The sequence below is a fragment of the Vibrio sp. 10N.222.49.C12 genome (genome assembly GCF_041475025.1).
Taxonomy (GTDB): Bacteria; Pseudomonadota; Gammaproteobacteria; order Enterobacterales; family Vibrionaceae; genus Vibrio; species Vibrio crassostreae_C.
The window spans coordinates 73,672-93,909 of sequence record NZ_JBFRVF010000033.1; the positions used below are offsets into that span (position 1 = coordinate 73,672).

The 20,238-nt window shown below is 44.8% G+C and carries 18 protein-coding genes; 12 read left to right on the forward strand and 6 right to left on the reverse strand.

Going from position 1 to position 20,238, the window contains the following annotated elements; translation table 11 throughout:
* The first annotated feature begins 96 nt into the window (after positions 1–96).
* From AB4583_RS12105 to AB4583_RS12125, 5 genes are all read left to right on the forward strand, one after another.
* Entirely contained in the window at positions 97–3,267 is a 3,171-nt protein-coding gene (locus AB4583_RS12105; RefSeq protein ID WP_372117475.1) for a DNA translocase FtsK 4TM domain-containing protein, read from the forward strand.
* A 75-nt stretch (positions 3,268–3,342) separates the two neighbouring features.
* Positions 3,343–3,939 (forward strand): outer membrane lipoprotein chaperone LolA, encoded by a 597-nt coding sequence (gene lolA, locus AB4583_RS12110; RefSeq protein WP_017060248.1) that lies wholly within the window; start codon positions 3,343–3,345, stop codon positions 3,937–3,939.
* A 64-nt stretch (positions 3,940–4,003) separates the two neighbouring features.
* Positions 4,004–5,359 carry a replication-associated recombination protein A gene (locus tag AB4583_RS12115; protein WP_017060249.1) on the forward strand — a complete coding sequence of 452 codons (1,356 nt, stop codon included), beginning with the start codon at positions 4,004–4,006 and terminating at the stop codon, positions 5,357–5,359.
* Between the two features lie 142 nt (positions 5,360–5,501).
* On the forward strand, positions 5,502–6,809 hold the full coding sequence (gene serS, locus AB4583_RS12120; RefSeq protein ID WP_372117478.1) for a serine--tRNA ligase: 1,308 nt from the start codon (positions 5,502–5,504) through the stop codon (positions 6,807–6,809).
* Positions 6,810–7,030: 221 nt separating this feature from the next.
* Positions 7,031–7,297: a DksA/TraR family C4-type zinc finger protein gene (locus AB4583_RS12125; protein ID WP_017060251.1), complete on the forward strand. Its 267-nt coding sequence runs from the start codon at positions 7,031–7,033 to the stop codon at positions 7,295–7,297.
* A gap of 124 nt (positions 7,298–7,421) precedes the next feature.
* Here AB4583_RS12125 and bioA read toward each other — a convergent pair whose 3' ends face one another.
* The gene (bioA, locus tag AB4583_RS12130) at positions 7,422–8,699 is read right to left on the reverse strand and encodes an adenosylmethionine--8-amino-7-oxononanoate transaminase (RefSeq protein WP_372051732.1); all 1,278 of its coding nucleotides are present in this window, start codon (positions 8,697–8,699) and stop codon (positions 7,422–7,424) included.
* A 159-nt stretch (positions 8,700–8,858) separates the two neighbouring features.
* On the opposite strand from bioA, the gene bioB reads away from it, so the two are divergent.
* The 4 genes from bioB to bioD are packed head-to-tail and all read left to right on the forward strand — an operon-like array spanning position 8,859 to position 12,593.
* On the forward strand, positions 8,859–9,911 hold the full coding sequence (bioB, locus tag AB4583_RS12135; RefSeq protein ID WP_016792500.1) for a biotin synthase BioB: 1,053 nt from the start codon (positions 8,859–8,861) through the stop codon (positions 9,909–9,911).
* Positions 9,898–11,109 (forward strand): 8-amino-7-oxononanoate synthase, encoded by a 1,212-nt coding sequence (gene bioF / locus AB4583_RS12140; RefSeq protein ID WP_372051740.1) that lies wholly within the window; start codon positions 9,898–9,900, stop codon positions 11,107–11,109. Before bioB ends, bioF begins: the two co-directional genes overlap by 14 nt.
* Positions 11,110–11,913, forward strand: a complete 804-nt coding sequence (gene bioC, locus AB4583_RS12145) for a malonyl-ACP O-methyltransferase BioC (RefSeq protein WP_372051731.1) — start codon at positions 11,110–11,112, stop codon at positions 11,911–11,913.
* A complete protein-coding gene (gene bioD, locus AB4583_RS12150) occupies positions 11,910–12,593 on the forward strand; it encodes a dethiobiotin synthase (RefSeq protein WP_017060255.1) in 684 nt (227 codons plus the stop codon). The genes bioC and bioD overlap by 4 nt, the downstream gene beginning before the upstream one ends.
* A gap of 84 nt (positions 12,594–12,677) precedes the next feature.
* On the opposite strand, the gene AB4583_RS12155 is transcribed toward bioD, so the two are convergent.
* Positions 12,678–12,845, reverse strand: coding sequence for a hypothetical protein (locus AB4583_RS12155; RefSeq protein WP_017057057.1), 168 nt, complete (start codon positions 12,843–12,845; stop codon positions 12,678–12,680).
* Positions 12,846–13,120: 275 nt separating this feature from the next.
* Between AB4583_RS12155 and htpX the strand changes: the two genes are divergently transcribed.
* Positions 13,121–13,984: a protease HtpX gene (gene htpX, locus AB4583_RS12160; RefSeq protein ID WP_054546660.1), complete on the forward strand. Its 864-nt coding sequence runs from the start codon at positions 13,121–13,123 to the stop codon at positions 13,982–13,984.
* Positions 13,985–14,270: 286 nt separating this feature from the next.
* Here htpX and purB read toward each other — a convergent pair whose 3' ends face one another.
* The 3 genes from purB to mnmA form a co-directional block, all read right to left on the reverse strand.
* On the reverse strand, positions 14,271–15,641 hold the full coding sequence (gene purB / locus AB4583_RS12165) for an adenylosuccinate lyase (RefSeq protein WP_017057059.1): 1,371 nt from the start codon (positions 15,639–15,641) through the stop codon (positions 14,271–14,273).
* Between the two features lie 143 nt (positions 15,642–15,784).
* Positions 15,785–16,402: a high frequency lysogenization protein HflD gene (hflD, locus tag AB4583_RS12170; protein ID WP_017060259.1), complete on the reverse strand. Its 618-nt coding sequence runs from the start codon at positions 16,400–16,402 to the stop codon at positions 15,785–15,787.
* A 43-nt stretch (positions 16,403–16,445) separates the two neighbouring features.
* A complete protein-coding gene (mnmA, locus tag AB4583_RS12175; RefSeq protein WP_017060260.1) occupies positions 16,446–17,582 on the reverse strand; it encodes a tRNA 2-thiouridine(34) synthase MnmA in 1,137 nt (378 codons plus the stop codon).
* Positions 17,583–17,786: 204 nt separating this feature from the next.
* On the opposite strand from mnmA, the gene AB4583_RS12180 reads away from it, so the two are divergent.
* Both AB4583_RS12180 and AB4583_RS12185 read left to right on the forward strand, forming a co-directional pair.
* Complete coding sequence (locus AB4583_RS12180; protein WP_372117483.1) at positions 17,787–18,056, forward strand: hypothetical protein; 270 nt, start codon at positions 17,787–17,789, stop codon at positions 18,054–18,056.
* A gap of 102 nt (positions 18,057–18,158) precedes the next feature.
* Complete coding sequence (locus tag AB4583_RS12185; RefSeq protein ID WP_017060261.1) at positions 18,159–19,463, forward strand: inosine/guanosine kinase; 1,305 nt, start codon at positions 18,159–18,161, stop codon at positions 19,461–19,463.
* A 194-nt stretch (positions 19,464–19,657) separates the two neighbouring features.
* Here the strand turns inward: AB4583_RS12185 and AB4583_RS12190 are convergent, their stop codons facing one another.
* Positions 19,658–20,068 carry an H-NS family nucleoid-associated regulatory protein gene (locus AB4583_RS12190; protein ID WP_017060262.1) on the reverse strand — a complete coding sequence of 137 codons (411 nt, stop codon included), beginning with the start codon at positions 20,066–20,068 and terminating at the stop codon, positions 19,658–19,660.
* Positions 20,069–20,238: the final 170 nt, after the last annotated feature.

Below are 20,238 nucleotides of genomic sequence, written 5' to 3' on the forward strand. Positions count from 1 at the left end.
TCTGTTTGATATGGTTAAATCAACAGTAGTTTCATTGAAACGAGCGGCTTTGGCCGCTCGAGATGTTTTTATCCCGTTTAATTATTAAGTTGGTTTATGTTCAAGCAGAGCAGTAATAAAGTAGAAACAATCATTAAAACGAGTGAAGAGCCTCAGTCTCCTCGTTTGAGTGGTTCTCAACGTCTCAAAGAGTGCAGTCTGATTCTCGGTGTTCTCTTCTCTATTCTACTTGCCGTTGCGTTATTAACTTTTAGTCCTGCAGACCCATCATGGTCGCAAACGGCGTGGGGTGGTGACATTCAAAATGCGGGTGGCTACCTAGGTGCTTGGTTGGCGGATACGCTTTTCTTCGTATTTGGTTCTTTGGCTTACCCTTTGCCTATCTTAGTGACGGTTGCTGCGTGGGTATTATTCCGCAAACGTAATGAAGACGAGCAGATCGACTTCATGCTGTGGGGCACTCGCTTACTTGGCCTGACTATCCTAATTCTTACGAGTTGTGGTTTAGCGGATATCAACTTTGACGACATCTGGTACTTTTCATCCGGTGGCGTAGTGGGCGACGTCTTAACAAGCCTTGCTCTTCCAACGTTGAATGTTCTTGGTAGTACGCTGGTTCTTCTTTTCTTATGGGGGGCTGGCTTTACTCTATTAACCGGTATTTCTTGGTTAAGTATTGTGGAATGGTTGGGTGAATGTGCCATCAAATTCTTCACGTCTGCTGTTAATAAGGCTCGTGGCCAAGACCAAGAGCTGCTTGAGCCTCAATTAAGAGAATCAGCAGACCGCGATTTAATCGAAGAACGTCATCACCAGCATCAAGCGCCAACTTACCGCGATGTTCCTGCTATAGAAGGCAACAAAGAATCAACAGAGCATGATCCACTAGATCCTGCAATGAGCTTTTCTGCGACCAATGATTCGTCAGACGTGGCGACAAATGCGCGAGACAATGCTGCATCGCCGAAGCGTCATTACAATATTCATATGCCTGTCGATGCTCCTGCGAAACAAGAAGCTCCTGTTCATGAAGAACTACAGGTTCAGCCTCAAGCGGTAATTGAACCAGAGCAACCGATCCCTGCAGCGCCTGTTTACCAAGCGCCAGAAGAGCCGTTAGAAGAAGGTATTGAGCGCTCTAAACAATTGAATGCAACAATAGAGCAGCTAGAAAATGCGGCCATTTATGAAGGTGATCTAGCGGAACAAGATCAGGTCGACGCGCATGATTCTCAGGTTGCTTACCAACAATACATGCAGAACGAACAACCAGAAGTTAGCCCTGCTCATGCTGACCTTAGAAGTGCTGAACCAGAATTAGATAGCTCACCACAAGTAAATGGCGAATTTGGTTCTGAAGATGTTCAACCTGAATCTTTATACGCTTCACCTATGGGCGAGCCAGAAGCAACCGTGGAAGACGATTTCTCTGCACAACCTTCACCGTTTGATGTTACGGGAGAGCAAAGCTACCAACAGGGCTCAGAGCTTGAATCAGAACAGGCTGAAGCTGAATTAGCTGACGCAGCATTAATCGAAGAACAGTTTGAACCTTTCCCTTATCAAGAAGAACATTCAGAACCTGAACAGCCAACAGCACAAAACCTAGAGCCAACTGTTGATCTTCCTTGGGAAGAAGTAACGGAAGAAGAACCTGCGCATCAAGATCAAGATGTCGCCGCATTCCAAAGCATTGTCTCTGAAGCACAAGCGAATATGGCAGCGGCGCAGAACCCGTTCTTGGTTCAACAAGATGTTAATTTACCTAAGCCTGCTGAGCCATTACCCACGCTTGAATTGTTATTCCACCCTGAAAAGCGTGAAACCTTTATTGACCGTGATGCGCTAGAGGCAATTGCTCGTCTTGTTGAATCTAAGCTAGCGGACTACAAGATCAAAGCAGACGTTGTCGACATTTTCCCAGGTCCAGTAATCACTCGATTCGAACTTGATCTGGCTCCAGGTGTGAAAGTAAGCCGTATTTCTGGTCTTTCTATGGACTTAGCGCGTTCACTCTCTGCATTGGCAGTACGTGTCGTAGAAGTGATTCCGGGTAAGCCTTATGTTGGCTTAGAACTGCCTAACATGAGCCGCCAAACGGTATTCTTCTCAGATGTGGTTGCTAGCCCTCAGTTCCAAGAAGCAAAATCGCCAACAACAGTGGTCCTAGGACAAGATATCGCAGGTGAAGCGGTTATTGCTGACCTATCGAAAATGCCTCACGTTCTGGTTGCGGGTACAACCGGTTCTGGTAAGTCGGTAGGTGTGAACGTAATGATTCTGAGTATGCTTTACAAAGCATCACCGGAAGATGTTCGATTCATCATGATCGACCCGAAAATGCTTGAGCTATCGGTTTATGAGGGTATTCCTCATCTATTGTCTGAAGTGGTAACCGACATGAAAGATGCGTCGAACGCCCTTCGTTGGTGTGTTGGCGAGATGGAACGACGTTATAAGCTGATGTCAGCATTAGGCGTTCGTAACATTAAAGGTTACAACGATAAGCTTAAGATGGCAGCGGAAGCGGGTCACCCAATTCACGATCCACTGTGGAAGCCGGGCGACAGCATGGACCCAGAAGCGCCATTGCTTGAGAAGCTGCCTTACATTGTGGTTATCGTTGATGAATTTGCCGACCTAATCATGGTGGTTGGTAAGAAGGTTGAAGAACTGATTGCACGTTTGGCACAAAAAGCACGTGCGGCGGGTGTTCACTTGATCCTAGCGACGCAACGTCCATCAGTGGATGTTATTACTGGTCTTATCAAAGCGAACATTCCAACCCGTGTTGCCTTTACGGTATCAACCAAAACGGATTCACGAACTATCCTTGATCAAGGTGGTGCGGAATCACTATTGGGTATGGGTGATATGCTTTACTTGCCACCGGGTTCTAGCCATACAACTCGTGTTCACGGTGCCTTTGCATCTGATGACGATGTACACGCAGTTGTGAATAACTGGAAAGCGCGTGGTAAGCCAAACTATATTGATGAGATCACCAACGGCGAACAAACTCCAGAAACCTTGCTTCCGGGTGAGAAGATGGAAGGTGATGAAGAGGTCGATCCTCTGTTTGATCAGGTGGTAGAACACGTTGTTCATTCACGTCGTGGCTCAGTTTCAGGTGTACAGCGTCGATTCAAGATTGGCTACAACCGTGCTGCACGTATTGTCGAGCAACTTGAAGCTCAAGGTATCGTAAGTGCTCCAGGTCATAACGGTAACCGAGAAGTCTTAGCACCAGCGCCACCAAAAGATTAGTTCCGGTAGGAACTCATAACTATTCAGTCGGTCAAATCGAAAATATGACCGACTTATGTTCTAACAGGATTATTGATGAAAAAAGTATTCGCACTTTTATTTATGAGCTTCTCAGTGTTTGCTTCTCCGAAAGAAGAGTTGAGTAGCCGCTTGGCATTAAACGCAGGCTTTAGCGCTGACTTTAAACAAGTCGTGACCAGCCCTGATGGTGATGTTGTTATGGAAGGTGAGGGCACGGTAGAGATTGCACGCCCAAGCCTGTTCCGCTGGGAGACCACGTTCCCTGATGAAAACTTGTTGGTATCTGATGGCCAAAGCTTGTGGTACTACAGCCCGTTCATTGAGCAAGTGAGCATTTATTGGCAAGAGCAAGCGACATCACAGACACCTTTTGTCCTGCTTACACGTAACCAAGAAAGTGATTGGGATAATTATAATGTGGCGCAAACGGGTAACCAATTCACGCTAACGCCAACTGCTGTCGATTCTAATCAGGGTGACTTCCAGATTAATATCACCGAAAAGGGCATTGTTCAGGGCTTTAATGTGATTGAACAAGACGGTCAAAAAGGTGAGTTTACCTTTAGCAATGTTGATTTGGGTAAACCTGCAGCAGACCGCTTTACTTTTGTGGCACCGGAAGGTGTCGAGGTCGACGACCAAAGAAACTGATCTAAACAAGCAGATCGTTTGGTAGTACGTCGATAGGCATTAATGCCATCAACGAATCAAGAGATTGCAATTGAGTAATTACAGCTTAGATTTTGCGGGGGACGAAGATTTTCGTCCCCTTGCTGCTCGTATGAGACCGGAAACTGTCGAACAGTACATCGGTCAGCAGCATATATTAGGCCCAGGTAAACCACTTCGCAGAGCGTTGGAAGCGGGCCATATCCACTCGATGATTTTGTGGGGGCCTCCGGGCACCGGTAAAACGACGTTAGCCGAAGTTGCAGCAAACTATGCGAATGCTGAAGTGGAACGTGTATCGGCGGTAACCTCGGGCGTAAAAGACATTCGTATTGCAATTGAAAAAGCGCGCGAGAACAAGCAAGCAGGGCGCAGAACCATCCTGTTTGTGGACGAAGTCCATCGCTTTAACAAAAGTCAGCAAGATGCTTTTCTGCCTCATATCGAAGATGGCACCGTGACCTTTATTGGTGCGACGACAGAAAACCCATCTTTTGAACTGAACAACGCTTTGTTGTCACGTGCGCGTGTCTACAAACTGACGTCCCTGAACACAGATGATATTTCTCTTGTCATTCGCCAAGCGATTGAAGATAAGCAACGTGGGTTAGGTGATGTGCCTGTTGATTTTGCTGATAATGTTTTAGATCGCCTTGCAGAACTGGTTAACGGCGACGCGCGTATGTCGCTTAACTACCTTGAACTGCTGTATGACATGGCAGAAGACAACGATAAAGGCGAGAAAGCGATAACCTTGCAGTTGTTGGCTGAAGTGGCTGGTGAGAAAGTCGCTCGTTTCGATAACAAGGGTGATATTTGGTACGACCTAATCTCCGCGGTTCATAAGTCAATTCGTGGCTCAAACCCTGATGCGGCCTTGTACTGGTCAGCACGAATGATTGCTGCGGGTTGTGATCCTTTGTATATCGTTAGACGCTTGCTGGCGATTGCTTCTGAAGATATCGGTAACGCTGATCCTCGCGCCATGCAGGTAGCGATGTCGGCTTGGGATTGCTTCACGCGCATTGGCCCTGCTGAAGGGGAGCGTGCGATTGCGCAGGCGGTTGTTTATCTCGCATGTGCACCAAAGAGTAACGCCGTTTACACCGCGTGGAAGCAAGCGTTAACAGATGCTCACAATCTTCCTGAATATGAAGTGCCGCATCATTTGCGAAATGCACCGACAACTTTGATGAAGGACATGGGCTACGGGCAAGAATACCGTTATGCTCATGACGAACCAGGAGCCTACGCCGCTGGTGAAAAGTATCTGCCTCCTGAAATGGGAGAGAAGCAATACTATTTCCCAACAAAACGAGGCTTAGAGACCAAAATTGGCGAGAAGCTAGATTATCTGGCGGATTTGGACGCAAAAAGCCCACAAAAACGCTATGAAAAGTAGTCTTTTTTGGATATCGTTACCTAGTCATAAAATTTCAATTAAATCGTTATAAATTGGTCGAAATAACACCAGTTTTAGGGGTTTAGCAGTGATTCAGTAGCAAGCTACTGAATATTCAAATAACTAAAGCATAGGATTAGCAATGCTGGATTCTAAATTACTTCGAGCTGAGCTGGATGAAACAGCGGCAAAATTAGCACGTCGAGGCTTCACCCTTGATGTAGAGACAATTCGTGAACTTGAAGAAAAACGTAAGTCCCTTCAGATGAAAACTGAAGAGCTACAAGCGTTACGTAACTCTCGATCGAAGTCCATTGGTCAAGCGAAAGCAAAAGGCGACCATGAAGAAGCTGAGCGTATCCTTGCAGAAGTAGGCAACTTAGGCGCAGAACTAGACCAAGCTAAAGTAGCATTGGCTGATCTTCAATCTGATCTAGAAACGATCACAATGTCTATTCCTAACCTACCTGATGCAGAAGTGCCAGATGGTAAAGATGAAGACGATAACGTAGAAGTTTCTCGTTGGGGTCAACCTAAGACTTACGACTTTGAAGTGAAAGATCACGTCGATCTTGGCGAAATGTCTGGCGGTCTTGATTTTGCTAGCGCAGTTAAAATCTCGGGTTCTCGTTTCATCGTGATGAAAGGCAAATTTGCACGTCTACACCGTGCTATTGCTCAGTTCATGCTGGACCTTCACACTGATGAGCACGGCTACACAGAAATGTACGTACCGTATCTAGTGAACCACGATAGCCTTTACGGTACTGGTCAACTTCCTAAGTTCGGCGAAGACTTGTTCCACACAAGCCCGCTAACTGAGCAAGTAAGTGACGTACCTCTTAAGACTTTATCGCTTATCCCTACTGCGGAAGTACCGGTAACGAACATGGTTCGTGACACGATCACTGATGAAGCTGAACTGCCACTTAAGATGACAGCTCACACGCCGTGTTTCCGTTCTGAAGCGGGTTCTTACGGTCGTGACACTCGTGGTCTTATCCGTATGCACCAATTCGATAAAGTTGAATTAGTACAAATCACTAAGCCAGAAGACTCAATGGCAGCGCTTGAAGAGCTAACTGGCCACGCTGAGAAAGTACTTCAACTTCTAGAGCTTCCTTACCGTAAAGTGATTCTATGTACAGGTGACATGGGCTTCGGTTCTGCGAAAACTTACGACTTAGAAGTATGGGTTCCAGCACAAGAGACTTACCGTGAGATTTCTTCTTGTTCAAACATGTGGGATTTCCAAGCGCGTCGTATGCAAGCTCGTTTCCGTCGTAAAGGCGAGAAAAAACCTGAACTTGTACACACACTAAACGGTTCTGGTCTTGCTGTTGGTCGTACTATGGTTGCTATCCTTGAGAACAACCAAGAAGCAGATGGCCGTATTGCTATCCCAGAAGTACTTCAACCATACATGGGCGGCGTAACGCACATCGGTTAATTAGATTGATTAAGCATTAGGTTACTTATAAAACCCAGCCAACAGGCTGGGTTTTTTATTGCCTATAGAATAGTGCAGTGGCGAGAAATAAATAATTTTTGTTACCTATGTGTAATAGTGTTTTATTGATTTTGATAATTATTACAATCCTTAAATGTGGCTATAATATGCTCTTACCGCGGTAGGTATAGATTTTCTCGTTCAAATACTGAGGAGGGCTTATGGCCGTAGGATGGGCTGGTGACGATAGTGTCAGCCAGCAAATACAAAATACCATTGATGATGAGATCTCTCGTGTAAGAGGAAACCTTCGAGGTGGTGAGGGTTTGCGTTATTGTGATGAGTGTGGTGATGAGATTCCGGAACAAAGACGACGCGCGATCAAAGGCGTTCGTTTGTGTATAGAATGTCAGTCAATATTAGAGCATGACGCACATCGACATTCATTGTTTAACCGTCGAGCAAGTAAAGATAGCCAATTACGTTAAACTGACGGTTACCTTCAAGCAGTTAAGGCCTTACTTTTATGTAAGGCCTTTTAGTTTAATTAAATGATTTATTAATGAAGATATATAGAAATAATCGTCGCTCTTGTTTAGAGCAATAAACGCCTTATTTAAAGCAATGAGTATTTTGTAATGCAGTGTCGATAGCAGCGACCAATTGCTCAATATGTTGTGGTTTGATAATAAACGGAGGCATCATATAAATTAGCTTACCAAACGGACGGATCCAAACGCCTTGCTCTACAAAGTGAGCTTGAATGGCTTCCATATCGACGGGTGTGTGAGTTTCAACGACACCAATAGCGCCTAACCAACGCACGTCTTTAACCAGTTCATGTTCTCGCAACGGTGGTAACAACTCAGAAAAGAGCTGTTCAATCTGTTGAGTCTGATTTTTCCAATGGCCTTGCTCGATGATGGATAAACTTGCCGCACCGACTGCGCAAGCCAATGGGTTGCCCATAAAGGTTGGCCCATGCATAAAGCAGCCTGCTTCACCGCCACATACCGTGTCAGCAACTTCCTTACTCGCAAGCGTCGCTGACAATGTCATATAGCCACCAGTTAAAGCTTTGCCTACGCATAATATGTCCGGTTGAACATCGGCATGCTCACAAGCGAACAGTTTCCCTGTGCGGCCAAATCCGGTCGCAATCTCATCCAAGATCAGCAATACGTTGAATTCATCACACAGCAAGCGAACTTGTTTTAGGAACTCAGGGTGGTAGATGCGCATGCCGCCAGCCCCTTGAACGATAGGCTCTAAGATCACCGCTGCGACTTCTTGATGGTGTGCTGCCAGCTTTTCTCGAAAACTATCGATGTCACTTGAGTTCCACTCATCCCAAAAGCCTGTTTTTGGCGAATCAGCGAAAATATGTTCCGGCAAAAAGCCTTTGTAGAGGCTGTGCATCGAATTGTCAGGGTCGGTCACTGACATCGCCGCAAAGGTATCACCGTGGTAGCCATCTCTTAGTGTGAGGAACTTTGAACGAGGTTGTCCTTTAGCGTGCCAATATTGCAATGCCATCTTGAGGCTAACCTCTACGGCAACTGAACCTGAATCGGCCAAAAATACATGCTCAAGATTACTTGGCGCGAGATTCAAAAGCTTCTTACATAGATCGATAGCGGGCTGGTGGGTGATGCCACCAAACATAACGTGTGAAACCTTATCGATTTGACTATGAGCTGCAGCGTTTAGCTCTGGATGATTGTAGCCGTGGATGGTTGACCACCAAGATGACATACCATCAATAATTCGTTTTCCGCCTTCTAATTCTAGGTAAACACCGTCTGCGTTGGTGACTGGGTAGCAGGTCAGAGGTGTTAACGTTGATGTGTAGGGATGCCAGATATGCTGGCGATCAAAGGCGAGATCCATAGTAACTTCCATTCTTGGTGTGATTAAAAAATAACCAGATGTAAACTTTTGATATTATCAATGTGTTGACAGTCTAAAGCTTGTCGGTAGACTAGCCAAGCATAAATGCAATCTCTATTGATAGAGATGAAACATCAAATAATAAAAAAGGATCGACACGTGGAAGTTCGTCATGACTGGACAGTTGCTGAAGTAACAGCACTGCTTGAAAAACCGTTTATGGATTTAATGTTTGAAGCTCAAGTGGTTCATAGACAGTACCAAGAGCACAACCACGTGCAGGTGAGTACGCTTTTATCGATAAAGACAGGTGCTTGTCCTGAAGATTGTAAGTATTGCCCTCAAAGTGCTCACTACCGAACGGATGTCGACAAAGAACGCTTAATGGAAGTTGAGCGTGTTTTGGATGCGGCGCAAAAAGCCAAGAATGCGGGCTCAACTCGCTTCTGTATGGGCGCGGCATGGAAAAACCCGAAAGAGCGCGATATGCCTCACCTAACTGATATGATCAAAGGTGTGAAAGGCATGGGTCTAGAAACCTGTATGACATTGGGCATGTTAACGCCGGATCAAGCAGGCGAGCTAGCCGACGCAGGTTTGGACTACTACAACCATAACCTTGATACGTCTCCAGAATTTTACGGCAGCATCATCACCACTCGTACTTACCAAGATCGTTTAGATACGCTATCTCACGTACGTGATGCCGGTATGAAGATCTGTTCTGGTGGCATTATTGGTATGGGCGAAAGTACCAATGACCGTGCAGGCCTGCTGGTAGAGCTAGCGAACCTTCCGGTACACCCTGAGAGTGTGCCAATCAACATGCTCGTGAAAGTGAAAGGCACACCGATGGAAAACGTCGATGATGTTGAATCTTTTGACTTCATTAAGTTGATTGCGATTGCTCGTATCATGATGCCAATGTCAGCGGTTCGTCTATCTGCAGGTCGCGAGAATATGAATGAACAGATGCAGGCGATGTGCTTCATGGCTGGCGCGAACTCTATCTTCTACGGTTGTAAGCTACTGACTACGCCAAACCCAGATGAAGACACGGACATGCAGCTGTTTAAGAAGTTAGGCATCAACAGCCAACAAGTGGCTCAGAAGCCTGATGAAATTCAAGAAAACGAACTGTTAGATCAAGTAGTGGAGCGCGTTGCTGCTCGTCCAACGAAAGATGACATGTTCTACGATGCCACTGTTTAAATCCCGTATCAAAGATGCCCTTGTTCAACGCCGTGAGCAGGGGCTAACTCGTCAACTTAAAGTGCTCGAAAACAGTAATGGTCCTTTGCTTAATTGCGAAGGTTCTCGCTTTATTAATTTTTCGAGTAATGATTACCTAGGCTTGGCGAACGACCCTGAATTGGTAGAGGCGTGGCAAGCGGGGCTTTCCCTTTATGGTGCTGGCAGTGCGGCATCGCCATTGGTCACGGGTTTTAGTCCTGCTCATAGAAATTTAGAAGCTCAGCTGTGTGAATGGTTGGGCTTTGAACGTGCGATTCTCTTTAGTTCTGGTTTCAGTGCGAACCAAGCCTTGTTGTTTTCTCTGCTCGAAAAAGACGACTCTCTGCTGCAAGACAAGCTTAATCACGCCTCTTTGATGGAAGCGGGGATGCTTTCTCATGCAACCATGAAACGCTTTAAACACAACGACACGCAGCATCTAGAGTCTCTATTAAGCCGATCTCTACAATCCTTGGTCGTCACTGAGGGCGTATTCAGCATGGACGGCGATCAAGCGCCTCTCAGCCAGATATCTAACCTGACTCATCAATACGACAGTTGGTTGGCGGTTGATGATGCCCATGGTATCGGCGTATTAGGTGATAAAGGAGCTGGGAGTTGCAGTGCAGCACAAATCTCCCCCGATATTTTGGTGGTGACCTTTGGCAAAGCATTTGGCGTTTCTGGTGCTGCGATTCTTTGTTCGTCAGAAGTGGGTGATTACTTAACTCAGTTTGCTCGTCATCATGTGTACTCGACGGCGATGCCACCTTCACAAGCGGTGGCTTTGTCTCATGCGTGTCAGATGATTCAGACGCAAGAGTGGCGGCGACAGAAGCTCATGGAGTTGGGTGCTCTTTATGCTGAGCAGATGAGTGGCGTGAAAGGTTTCATTGATACTCAGACTCCGATTAAGCCGTTTGTGATTGGCGAAGCCCAAGCAGCGCTTTCTATTGCAGAAGAGTTGAAGCATAAACAAGTTTGGGTAACGGCGATAAGGCCACCAACCGTGGCTACTGGGACAGCTCGTTTGCGCATTACCTTAACGGCCAACCATAGTCAGAAGCAGATTCTTCAGTTAACCCGTTCGTTACGTCAAGCAGTGGAAACAAATCTTGAATCAAGCTTTGAATCGAATAGTGAAACTCACATCGAAATAAATAATGAGGCTCAGTAAATGTCACAAGAAGCAGTCGTGCATAATTACGTAGGCCAAGATAAGAATGCGATTGCCGAAGCTTTCGGCAAAGCGGCAACAACCTATGACAAACACGCTGAATTTCAACGCGATGTTGGCCACCGATTACTGGATAAATTACCCAGCGATCTGTCAGGCTTTAAGGTGCTGGATCTAGGTTGTGGTACTGGCTATTTCTCCGAGCAACTTGTAAAACGAGGCGCCGAAGTGGTTTGCGCTGATCTTTCTGTTGGAATGCTAGCAACAGCAGAGAAGCGGTGTGGTGCATCTGTATCTTTATATCAACAAGCCGATGCCGAACAATTGCCGTTTGAAGATGGGTGCTTTGACATCGTTTTCTCTAGCCTTGCGTTGCAATGGTGTGACGATTTGTCGTCGCCTTTGAGAGAGATGAAGCGTGTTACAGCGGCTGGTGGGCGTGTTATTTTCTCAACTTTGCTTGATGGGTCGCTGTTTGAACTGAAAAAGTCGTGGTCCAAAATTGACGCACATCAACACGTTAACCATTTTATTACAATCAATAAGGTAAAAATTGCGTTAGCGCAATCTAGCTGTACCGTTCATCAACTAGACTTGCCCACCATCACCGTTTGGTACGACACTGCGTTTGAACTGATGCGCGACCTTAAAGGTATCGGCGCTAATCACGTAAGTGGTCGCTCACAAGGTTTAACAAGTCGTCGCATGTTGCAGCTTGTTGATCGGGAATATCGAGAGTTTAAGAACCATCAAGGTTTCTTACCAGCAACATATCAAGTTTGTTTAGGGGTTATTCAATTATGATTGATGCATTATTCATTGCAGGTACGGATACCGAAGTGGGAAAAACTGTGGTTTCAAAAGCGATTCTTCAAGCTTTGGCCGCACAAGATTTATCAACAATTGGTTACAAGCCAGTTGCTGCAGGGAGTGAAAAATCCCCTGAAGGACTACGTAATAGTGATGCACTGCATCTTCAAGAAGCGGCGACGCAAGATATTGCTTACGAAGACGTCAATCCATACGCGTTGTTGCTACCATCATCGCCTCACATCGCTGCTAAGCATGATGGTGTTGTAATTGATGAGGCGGTATTATCAGCGAAGCTAGAAGAGCATAAGAAAAACTCTGACATCGTGTTAGTTGAAGGTGCTGGTGGTTGGCGAGTCCCGGTTTCAGACGATGAATATCTTTCTAGCTGGGTTAAAAAAGAGCAACTGCCAGTGGTACTGACTGTGGGTATTAAACTTGGTTGTTTGAGCCACGCTCTATTAACGGCAGAAGCGATTCGTGCTGATGGCCTAAACCTAGTAGGTTGGGTCGCAAACCGTATCAATCCAGGTACTGAGCACTACGCAGATATTATTGCGATGCTTGAAGATAAGTTAGGTGCACCTAAGTTAGGTGAAATCCCTTACGTCCCAAAAGCGAAGTCTAAAAACATTGGTAAGTACATTGATGTGCAGCCTTTGCTTGCGCTTTAATTACCACGTTATGTACTAAATAAGAAAAGGGCTGCGATTGCAGCCCTTTTGCTATTTTAAGCCTGTGTAGAGTTAAGCTTGGGATCAATGTTCTTTTGTAAGTCCCATTAGTGCTTGTTGTGTCTCTGTTATATTGGTTTGCGCTGCTTGTGGCGTAAGAATACCGATCTGTTTCTTTGCTTCTTCTTCAGTAATCCCTAGGTGACAGCACAGTAAATCGATAGCCATTTGAGTGTTAGTACCTTCAACCATGATCCTTTCCTTTTGTTCCATGAACTAGCCAATACAGTAATTGACTGACACTCTAAACGGATCGTTGGTGGTTAACCATACTACTTAGGTCTAATGGACGATTGAGAAATGAACCACTCCCGTAATCAAATGTTGCAATTTAATGCTTAACCTTGTTTTCTTAATCTAAGACTATATGTATAAGTAAGTATAAGTCTCAAGGTTGGAATAAATTGCTGTCTGCCTTGTCTATAACAATAAGTTTTATAAAAACAGCTTTCATGCGGAGATAAGTAATGAAGCGAGTAATGTTGTTCCTTGCAACCAACCTTGCGGTTGTATTGGTACTAAGTGTTGTTCTTAATATTGTATACGCAGTTACAGGTATGCAACCAGGAAGCCTCTCAGGCTTGCTGTTAATGGCTGCGGTATTTGGTTTTGGCGGCTCATTCATTTCATTAATGATGTCAAAGAAAATGGCGCTACGCTCAGTTGGCGGCATGGTCATTGAGAGCCCACGTAATGAAACAGAACATTGGTTGATGGAGACGGTAAGCCGTCAAGCTCAACAAGTTGGTATTGGTATGCCAACAGTGGCGATCTACGATTCGCCAGACATCAACGCATTCGCAACAGGTGCTAAGCGTGACGATTCATTGGTAGCGGTATCAACAGGCCTTCTGCACAACATGACACGTGACGAAGCTGAAGCGGTATTAGCGCATGAAGTTAGCCACATCGCAAACGGCGACATGGTGACCATGACGTTAATGCAAGGTGTAGTGAACACGTTCGTTATCTTCCTATCTCGTTTCATCGCCAACATTGTTGCGTCGAATGACAACGAAGAAGAGGGTGGCAGCAACATGATGGTGTACTTCGGTGTGTCTATGGTGTTGGAATTGGTATTTGGTTTCTTAGCAAGCTTCATTACGATGTGGTACAGCCGTCATCGTGAATTCCATGCCGATGCAGGTGCAGCGAACCTAGTAGGTAAAGAGAAGATGATTGCAGCGCTAGAGCGCCTAAAGGTGAGCCATGAGCCACAACTAGAAGGTTCTATGATGGCATTTGGTATCAACGGTAAGAAGTCTCTTACTGAGCTATTAATGAGCCATCCGCCACTAGATAAGCGTATTGCGTCTCTACGTAACATGTAATTTCTAATATGATTAGCCATCGCTAGTCGACAAGAAAAATCTAAAGGCTTCCTTCGGGAGGCCTTTTTTGATCTTGGCGTTTAAGATAACAAGTGTTGAGACATGAAGTATGAGATACGAGGTGTAGTTGTCGCTAGGTGATTAAATTGAATAAGCAGGGGGCGAGTAGATCAATTGGAGGAGGCTTGGTGTTCTTATGTTTACGATTCTTGTGTCGATAGATTTAATTCCGCGCAATAAAAAGGCTTCCACATGGGAAGCCTTAGTCTATTCTGCGATTCGAATCTTACAGCTTGTCAGTTAGCTCGATTGCTTGACCGATGTAGTTTGCTGGAGTCATCTCTTTCAGGCGAACTTTCTCGTCTGCAGGGATTTCAAGACCGTCGATGAATGCACGCATGCCTTCTCCATCTACACGCTTACCACGAGTTAGCTCTTTTAGCTTCTCGTATGGCTTCTCGATGCCGTAACGACGCATTACTGTTTGTACTGGTTCAGCAAGAACTTCCCAGTTTTTGTCTAGTTCAGCAAGTAGTGCTTCACGGTTAACTTCTAGCTTGCTAATACCTTTCAGAGTTGAAGTGTATGCAATGATTGCGTAGCCAACACCAACACCTAGGTTACGAAGAACTGTAGAGTCAGTTAGGTCACGTTGCCAGCGAGAAACTGGAAGTTTTTGTGCAAGGTGGCTAAATACTGCGTTAGCTAGACCAAGGTTGCCTTCAGAGTTTTCGAAGTCAATTGGGTTAACTTTATGCGGCATTGTAGAAGAACCGATTTCGCCAGCAATAGTCTTCTGCTTGAAGTGACCAAGAGCAATGTAGCCCCAAACGTCACGGTCGAAGTCTAGAAGAATCGTGTTGAAACGAGCAACCGCGTCGAATAGCTCAGCGATGTAATCGTGAGGTTCGATTTGAGTTGTGTACGGGTTCCAAGTTACGCCAAGAGATTCAGTGATGAACTCTTCAGAGAACTGGTGCCATTCAACTTCTGGGTATGCAGAAAGGTGTGCGTTGTAGTTACCTACCGCGCCGTTGATTTTCGCTAGGATCTCAACGCTTTCGATTTGCTTGTATTGACGTTCCATACGGTACGCAACGTTAGCCATCTCTTTCCCCATAGTAGAAGGAGAAGCTGGCTGACCGTGTGTACGAGAAAGAAGAGGAATGTCACGGTACTCGTTCGCAAGTGCTTTGATAGCATCAATTACGTTACGAATTTCTGGAAGAATCACTGTGTCACGAGCTTCTTTAAGCATAAGCGCGTGAGATGTGTTGTTGATGTCTTCAGAAGTACATGCAAAGTGAATGAATTCGTTAACTGCGTGAAGCTCAGGAACGCCCGCAACTTTCTCTTTCAAGAAGTACTCAACCGCTTTTACGTCGTGGTTTGTCGTGCGCTCGATCTCTTTGATACGCAGAGCGTCTTCTTCGCTGAAGTTAGCGGCTAGTTCATCAAGAAACTGGTTAGCTTCTGCACTGAACGCTGGTACTTCTTTGATTGCATCAGTTGCTGCAAGCTTTTGTAACCAACGAATTTCAACGATAGAGCGGTACTTTAGTAGTCCAAACTCACTAAAGATGCTGCGTAATGCAATAGTCTTACTTCCGTAACGGCCGTCTACTGGTGAAACAGCAGTCAATGCTGACAGTTCCATGGTGTTCTCCTGAATTGAGTTTTCTAAATTTTGAGAGGTTTATACCAGTAACAATCTCAATTGTCACGCACATTGCGCAATCGTTTGCGTGAGAGTTGTGTTGATACAAAAAACAAGCTCGCGACGAGGCGCGAGCTAATAAACTACATTCGAGCTAGTAGGATTTGAGCCTGCTCGATCATCTTCTTACGACCGAAGATAAGGTGGCGACGTTTACCGCCAACTTGACGCCATAACACAGCGCTTCGAATCCCTGATAGAAGCAGTGCGCGAACCTTATGTTGGCTCGATGTCTGCTGAAGTACAGACGGAGTACCAGAAACCTGAATGCGAGGGCCGATAGGGCTGACGACATCAAGGTAGATACTTGCAAGGTTGCTGATCATTTGCTCGTCAAACAGATCAAAGTGTTCAGTTTGGCGCTCTGCAGTTTGAATGCGGTCACCAAGCTGAGACATAGAGTCGTTGCGAGAAGACAGCTTACGCTCAAGCGCCATCAAGCTGATGATGTAACGCGTGATATCGCTACCTGCTGGAGTACTATCGATACCTTTTACTAAGCACTCAAGGCCAAGCTTTAGGTTCGCTTCACGTCCAAATACGCCCACGGTATTCGATGGGTTGGTATTTAAAATGGCACTGAGTGAAGCTTCAAAGGCATCTTTATCACAATGGCCGTCTTTCGCTACTTGTTGAACCAAAGCCACAGCTTGGCAAATTCCGGCGAAAGCAATAGTACGGTCATAAAGTGTATTAGCCACGTAGTAACTCCTAGTTGTCTTCTATCGTTTGTCGTTTGATTGATTAGATGCGCTTTTCGATGATACCACCACCAAGACATACTTCGCCTTGGTAGAACACTGCAGATTGACCTGGGGTCACTGCGATTTGTGGCTCATCAAAAATAACCTTAATGTTCTCATCATCAATTGGGATGATTGTACAAGGAATATCTGTTTGACGGTAACGTGTTTTTACCGTGCATGTCATAACTTCAGTAATTGGTGTGCGATTTACCCAATGAAGTTGAGATGCGATCAAGCCTTCTGATTTCAGAAGAGGGTGGTCTTTACCTTGTACTGCGATAAGTACATTACGCTTAAGGTCTTTTTCACCAACAAACCATGGTTCTTCGTTACCGCCACCACCTTTAGTGCCGCCAATATGAAGGCCTTTACGCTGACCTAGCGTGTGGTACATCAAACCTTGGTGTTGACCAATCACTTGGCCTTCAGGTGTTTCGATGTTACCCGGTTGTGCTGGTAGGTATTTGCCTAGGAACTCAGTGAACTTGCGCTCACCGATAAAGCAGATGCCTGTTGAATCTTTCTTCTTAGCTGTGATCAAGTCTTGCTCTTCAGCAATACGTCGCACTTCTGGCTTCTCTAATTCACCGACAGGGAATAGGCTGCGTGCCACTTGATCTGAGCTTAGCGTGTATAGGAAATAACTTTGGTCTTTGTTGCTGTCTAGACCGCGTAGCATTTCTGGTTTTACGCCAGCATCAAGCTCTTCTTGAGTTGGGAAAGTACGACGAACGTAGTGACCCATCGCAATGTAGTCTGCGTCTAGCACTTCATCCGCAAACTCTAAGAATGCTTTAAATTTGATTTCTTTGTTACAAAGGATATCTGGGTTAGGTGTACGACCTGCCTTGTACTCTTCAAGGAAGTATTCGAATACGTTGTCCCAGTATTCTGCAGCAAAGTTGATAGTGTGAAGGTGGATACCTAGTTTGTCACATACCGCTTGAGCATCAGCAAGATCTTCAGCTGCCGTGCAGTATTCTTCGTTATCGTCTTCTTCCCAGTTTTTCATGAAAAGGCCTTCTACCTGATAGCCTTGTTGCTGAAGAAGATACGCCGATACTGACGAATCTACACCGCCGGACATACCGACAATTACTTTCTTTTCGCTGTTTCCAGAGCTGATATCTGACATGTCTAAACACCGTTACTATTACTTGGTCGCAGATTCTAACAGAAAGAGAAACGCCGTGACAGATCCGAGACCGGAATCACAGTTTCATTTGCACAAATAGTGCGCTGACTTTGTTAGAGAATCGCATGAGAGCGAGGTGAGTCGCTAGGATGTCAGAAGTATATGTGGCATAGTCGCTCGAAATCCAAGACCTGAGATAAAAAAATGTCTGAACAAAATGAATTTATGCAAGAAGAAGAGCTGATTGAGATCATCGAGAACCAGCTTGAAGTTGGCGAACCAGTGAAAGTGAAAGAGACGTTGATGCGTTTAATGATGACAGGCACTCCACGTGAAGAAGCAATTGCGGCTATGGCATGTGCACTGGCAATTGAAGTATTTGACGTTATGAAAAACGGCGCGGAGTTTAATCAAAAACGTTACGCAGAGCATTTGGGCATGCTGCCTGATTTAAGCTTTATGGAAGGCGAATAAAAAAAACCTTCAGCAAACGTTTGCTATAGTTTGAAAGATTGCCGCGTTAAATATAGCGCGGTAGAATCCGCCACCTATTTCCCCTTGACTTAGACTAGCCCTATGAAATTCCCTGGACAACGTAAATCAAAGCACTACTTTCCGGTTCACGCTCGTGATCCTCTAGTGAGCCAAGCTCAAAGCAGTAAAAGAATGTCACGCACTCATATTATCGGTATTGACCAAACATTGGTGGATATTGAAGCAAAGGTGAGTTCTGAACTTATTGAGAAGTATGGTTTGAGCAAGGGACATTCACTGGTTATTGGCGACGCAGCCGCTGAATCTTTGTATCAAGAATTAAAAGAGCAGTGCCTGATTACCAATGAATACGCTGGTGGCACAATTGGTAACACATTACACAACTATTCAGTGCTAGCGGATGACCGTTCTACACTGTTAGGTGTAATGAGCCAAGATATTAAGATTGGTAGTTACGGTTATCGCTATTTATGTAATACATCAAGCAGAATGGATCTGAACCATTTACAAGGGGTAGATGGCGCAATTGGTCGCTGCTTTGCATTAATTACAGAAGACGGTGAACGTACTTTCGCAATTAGCGAAGGACAAATGAACCAATTAAAACCAGAAAGCATTCCTGAAAAAATCTTCAAAAGTGCTTCTGCTTTAGTTTTAACGGCTTATTTAGTTCGCTGTAAGCCAGGCGACCCGATGCCTGAAGCAACAATGAAAGCGATCGAATACGCGAAGAAATACGATGTGCCAGTCGTTCTTACACTAGGTACTAAGTTCGTTATTCAAGATGATCCAGAATTCTGGAAAGATTTCCTTGAGCAGCACGTAACGGTTGTTGCAATGAATGAAGACGAAGCTGAAGCGTTAACGGGTGAAAGCGATCCACTGGCTGCATCAGATAAAGCGCTAGACTGGGTAGACCTTGTTCTATGTACTGCGGGACCTGTTGGCCTATTTATGGCTGGTTATACAGAAGATGCAGCTAAGCGTGAAACGTCACTGCCTTTACTTCCAGGTTCAATTGCGGAATTCAACCGTTTTGAATTTAGCCGTCCTGCGCATAAAGATTTATGTGAAAACCCAACTAAAGTGTATTCGCACATTGCGCCATACATGGGTGGACCAGAAAAGATCAAAAATACCAATGGTGCAGGTGATGCTGCGTTATCAGCTTTATTACATGATATGGCTGCTAATAAGTACCACAAAGAAAACGTGCCAAACTCAAGTAAACACCAACATTCATTCTTGACGTACTCTTCGTTCTCACAAGTTTGTAAATATTCTAACCGTGCTAGCTATGAAGTGTTGGTTCAACACTCTCCACGTTTATCTCGTGGCCTTCCTGAAAGAGAAGATAGCCTAGAAGAAGCGTACTGGGAAAGATAAGTTACTTTCTTTAATCAGTAGTACTATCAGTATCAGTTGGTTTCTAATACTGATAGTACAAATATAAAAAAGGCTCCGAAAGGAGCCTTTTTTGTTTCTGAATATATTGAAGTCGTAAATAATACTTTGGTCGACTTAAATATTAATTCTATCGCTTAGCGTGTAATTGATTACTCACTAAGTAAACTAAATGTTTAGATAGCAAACTCTTCTAGAGATTTACCAGCATCTAGCTGTTCTTGGATAGCTGAAGGCGTACGGCCTTGACCTGTCCAAGTCTTCTCGTCGCCGTTTGCGTCTACGTATTTGTATTTCGCTGGGCGAGGAGCGCGTTTAGCTTTTGTTGTTTTAGATTTTGCTTCACCAGAAAGTGCAGCAATAAGATCGGCAACATCAATTCCGTCTTTTGCAATTTGTTCAGCAATAGCAGAAAGCTTAGCTTCTTGCTCTGCTTTAGCAGCACGCTCTTCAGCTTCAGACTCTTGACGCTCTTGTACAACAATAGTCAGCTTGTCTAGCGCTTCTTCAAGTTGCTCAAGAGTTAATTCACGTGAGAACGCACGAAGGCTGCGGATATTTAATAGAGTTTTTGTTAATTCAGACATGATATTTTCCATCAAGGTAAACTAAATAATCTTCCTAATAATAAACAGAGCCTAGGAATAAAACAAATAGTATTTCTTCTATTACATATTTAAATATAAAAGTGAGATGAATAGTTGAAAATTCAGAGCAGTATTTCTATTGAATTTATAATAATTATTAAGAATATCTT

Coding starts and splice junctions, on each gene's coding strand:
- AB4583_RS12155 (WP_017057057.1), bottom strand. CDS start 12,845: ATGGTTGAAGGTACTAACACTCAAATGGCTATCGATTTACTGTGCTGT.
- purB (WP_017057059.1), bottom strand. CDS start 15,641: ATGGAACTGTCAGCATTGACTGCTGTTTCACCAGTAGACGGCCGTTAC.
- bioD (WP_017060255.1), top strand. CDS start 11,910: ATGATTGATGCATTATTCATTGCAGGTACGGATACCGAAGTGGGAAAA.
- AB4583_RS12180 (WP_372117483.1), top strand. CDS start 17,787: ATGTCTGAACAAAATGAATTTATGCAAGAAGAAGAGCTGATTGAGATC.
- mnmA (WP_017060260.1), bottom strand. CDS start 17,582: ATGTCAGATATCAGCTCTGGAAACAGCGAAAAGAAAGTAATTGTCGGT.
- htpX (WP_054546660.1), top strand. CDS start 13,121: ATGAAGCGAGTAATGTTGTTCCTTGCAACCAACCTTGCGGTTGTATTG.
- AB4583_RS12125 (WP_017060251.1), top strand. CDS start 7,031: ATGGCCGTAGGATGGGCTGGTGACGATAGTGTCAGCCAGCAAATACAA.
- bioF (WP_372051740.1), top strand. CDS start 9,898: ATGCCACTGTTTAAATCCCGTATCAAAGATGCCCTTGTTCAACGCCGT.
- serS (WP_372117478.1), top strand. CDS start 5,502: ATGCTGGATTCTAAATTACTTCGAGCTGAGCTGGATGAAACAGCGGCA.
- bioC (WP_372051731.1), top strand. CDS start 11,110: ATGTCACAAGAAGCAGTCGTGCATAATTACGTAGGCCAAGATAAGAAT.
- bioA (WP_372051732.1), bottom strand. CDS start 8,699: ATGGATCTCGCCTTTGATCGCCAGCATATCTGGCATCCCTACACATCA.
- AB4583_RS12105 (WP_372117475.1), top strand. CDS start 97: ATGTTCAAGCAGAGCAGTAATAAAGTAGAAACAATCATTAAAACGAGT.
- lolA (WP_017060248.1), top strand. CDS start 3,343: ATGAAAAAAGTATTCGCACTTTTATTTATGAGCTTCTCAGTGTTTGCT.
- AB4583_RS12190 (WP_017060262.1), bottom strand. CDS start 20,068: ATGTCTGAATTAACAAAAACTCTATTAAATATCCGCAGCCTTCGTGCG.
- AB4583_RS12185 (WP_017060261.1), top strand. CDS start 18,159: ATGAAATTCCCTGGACAACGTAAATCAAAGCACTACTTTCCGGTTCAC.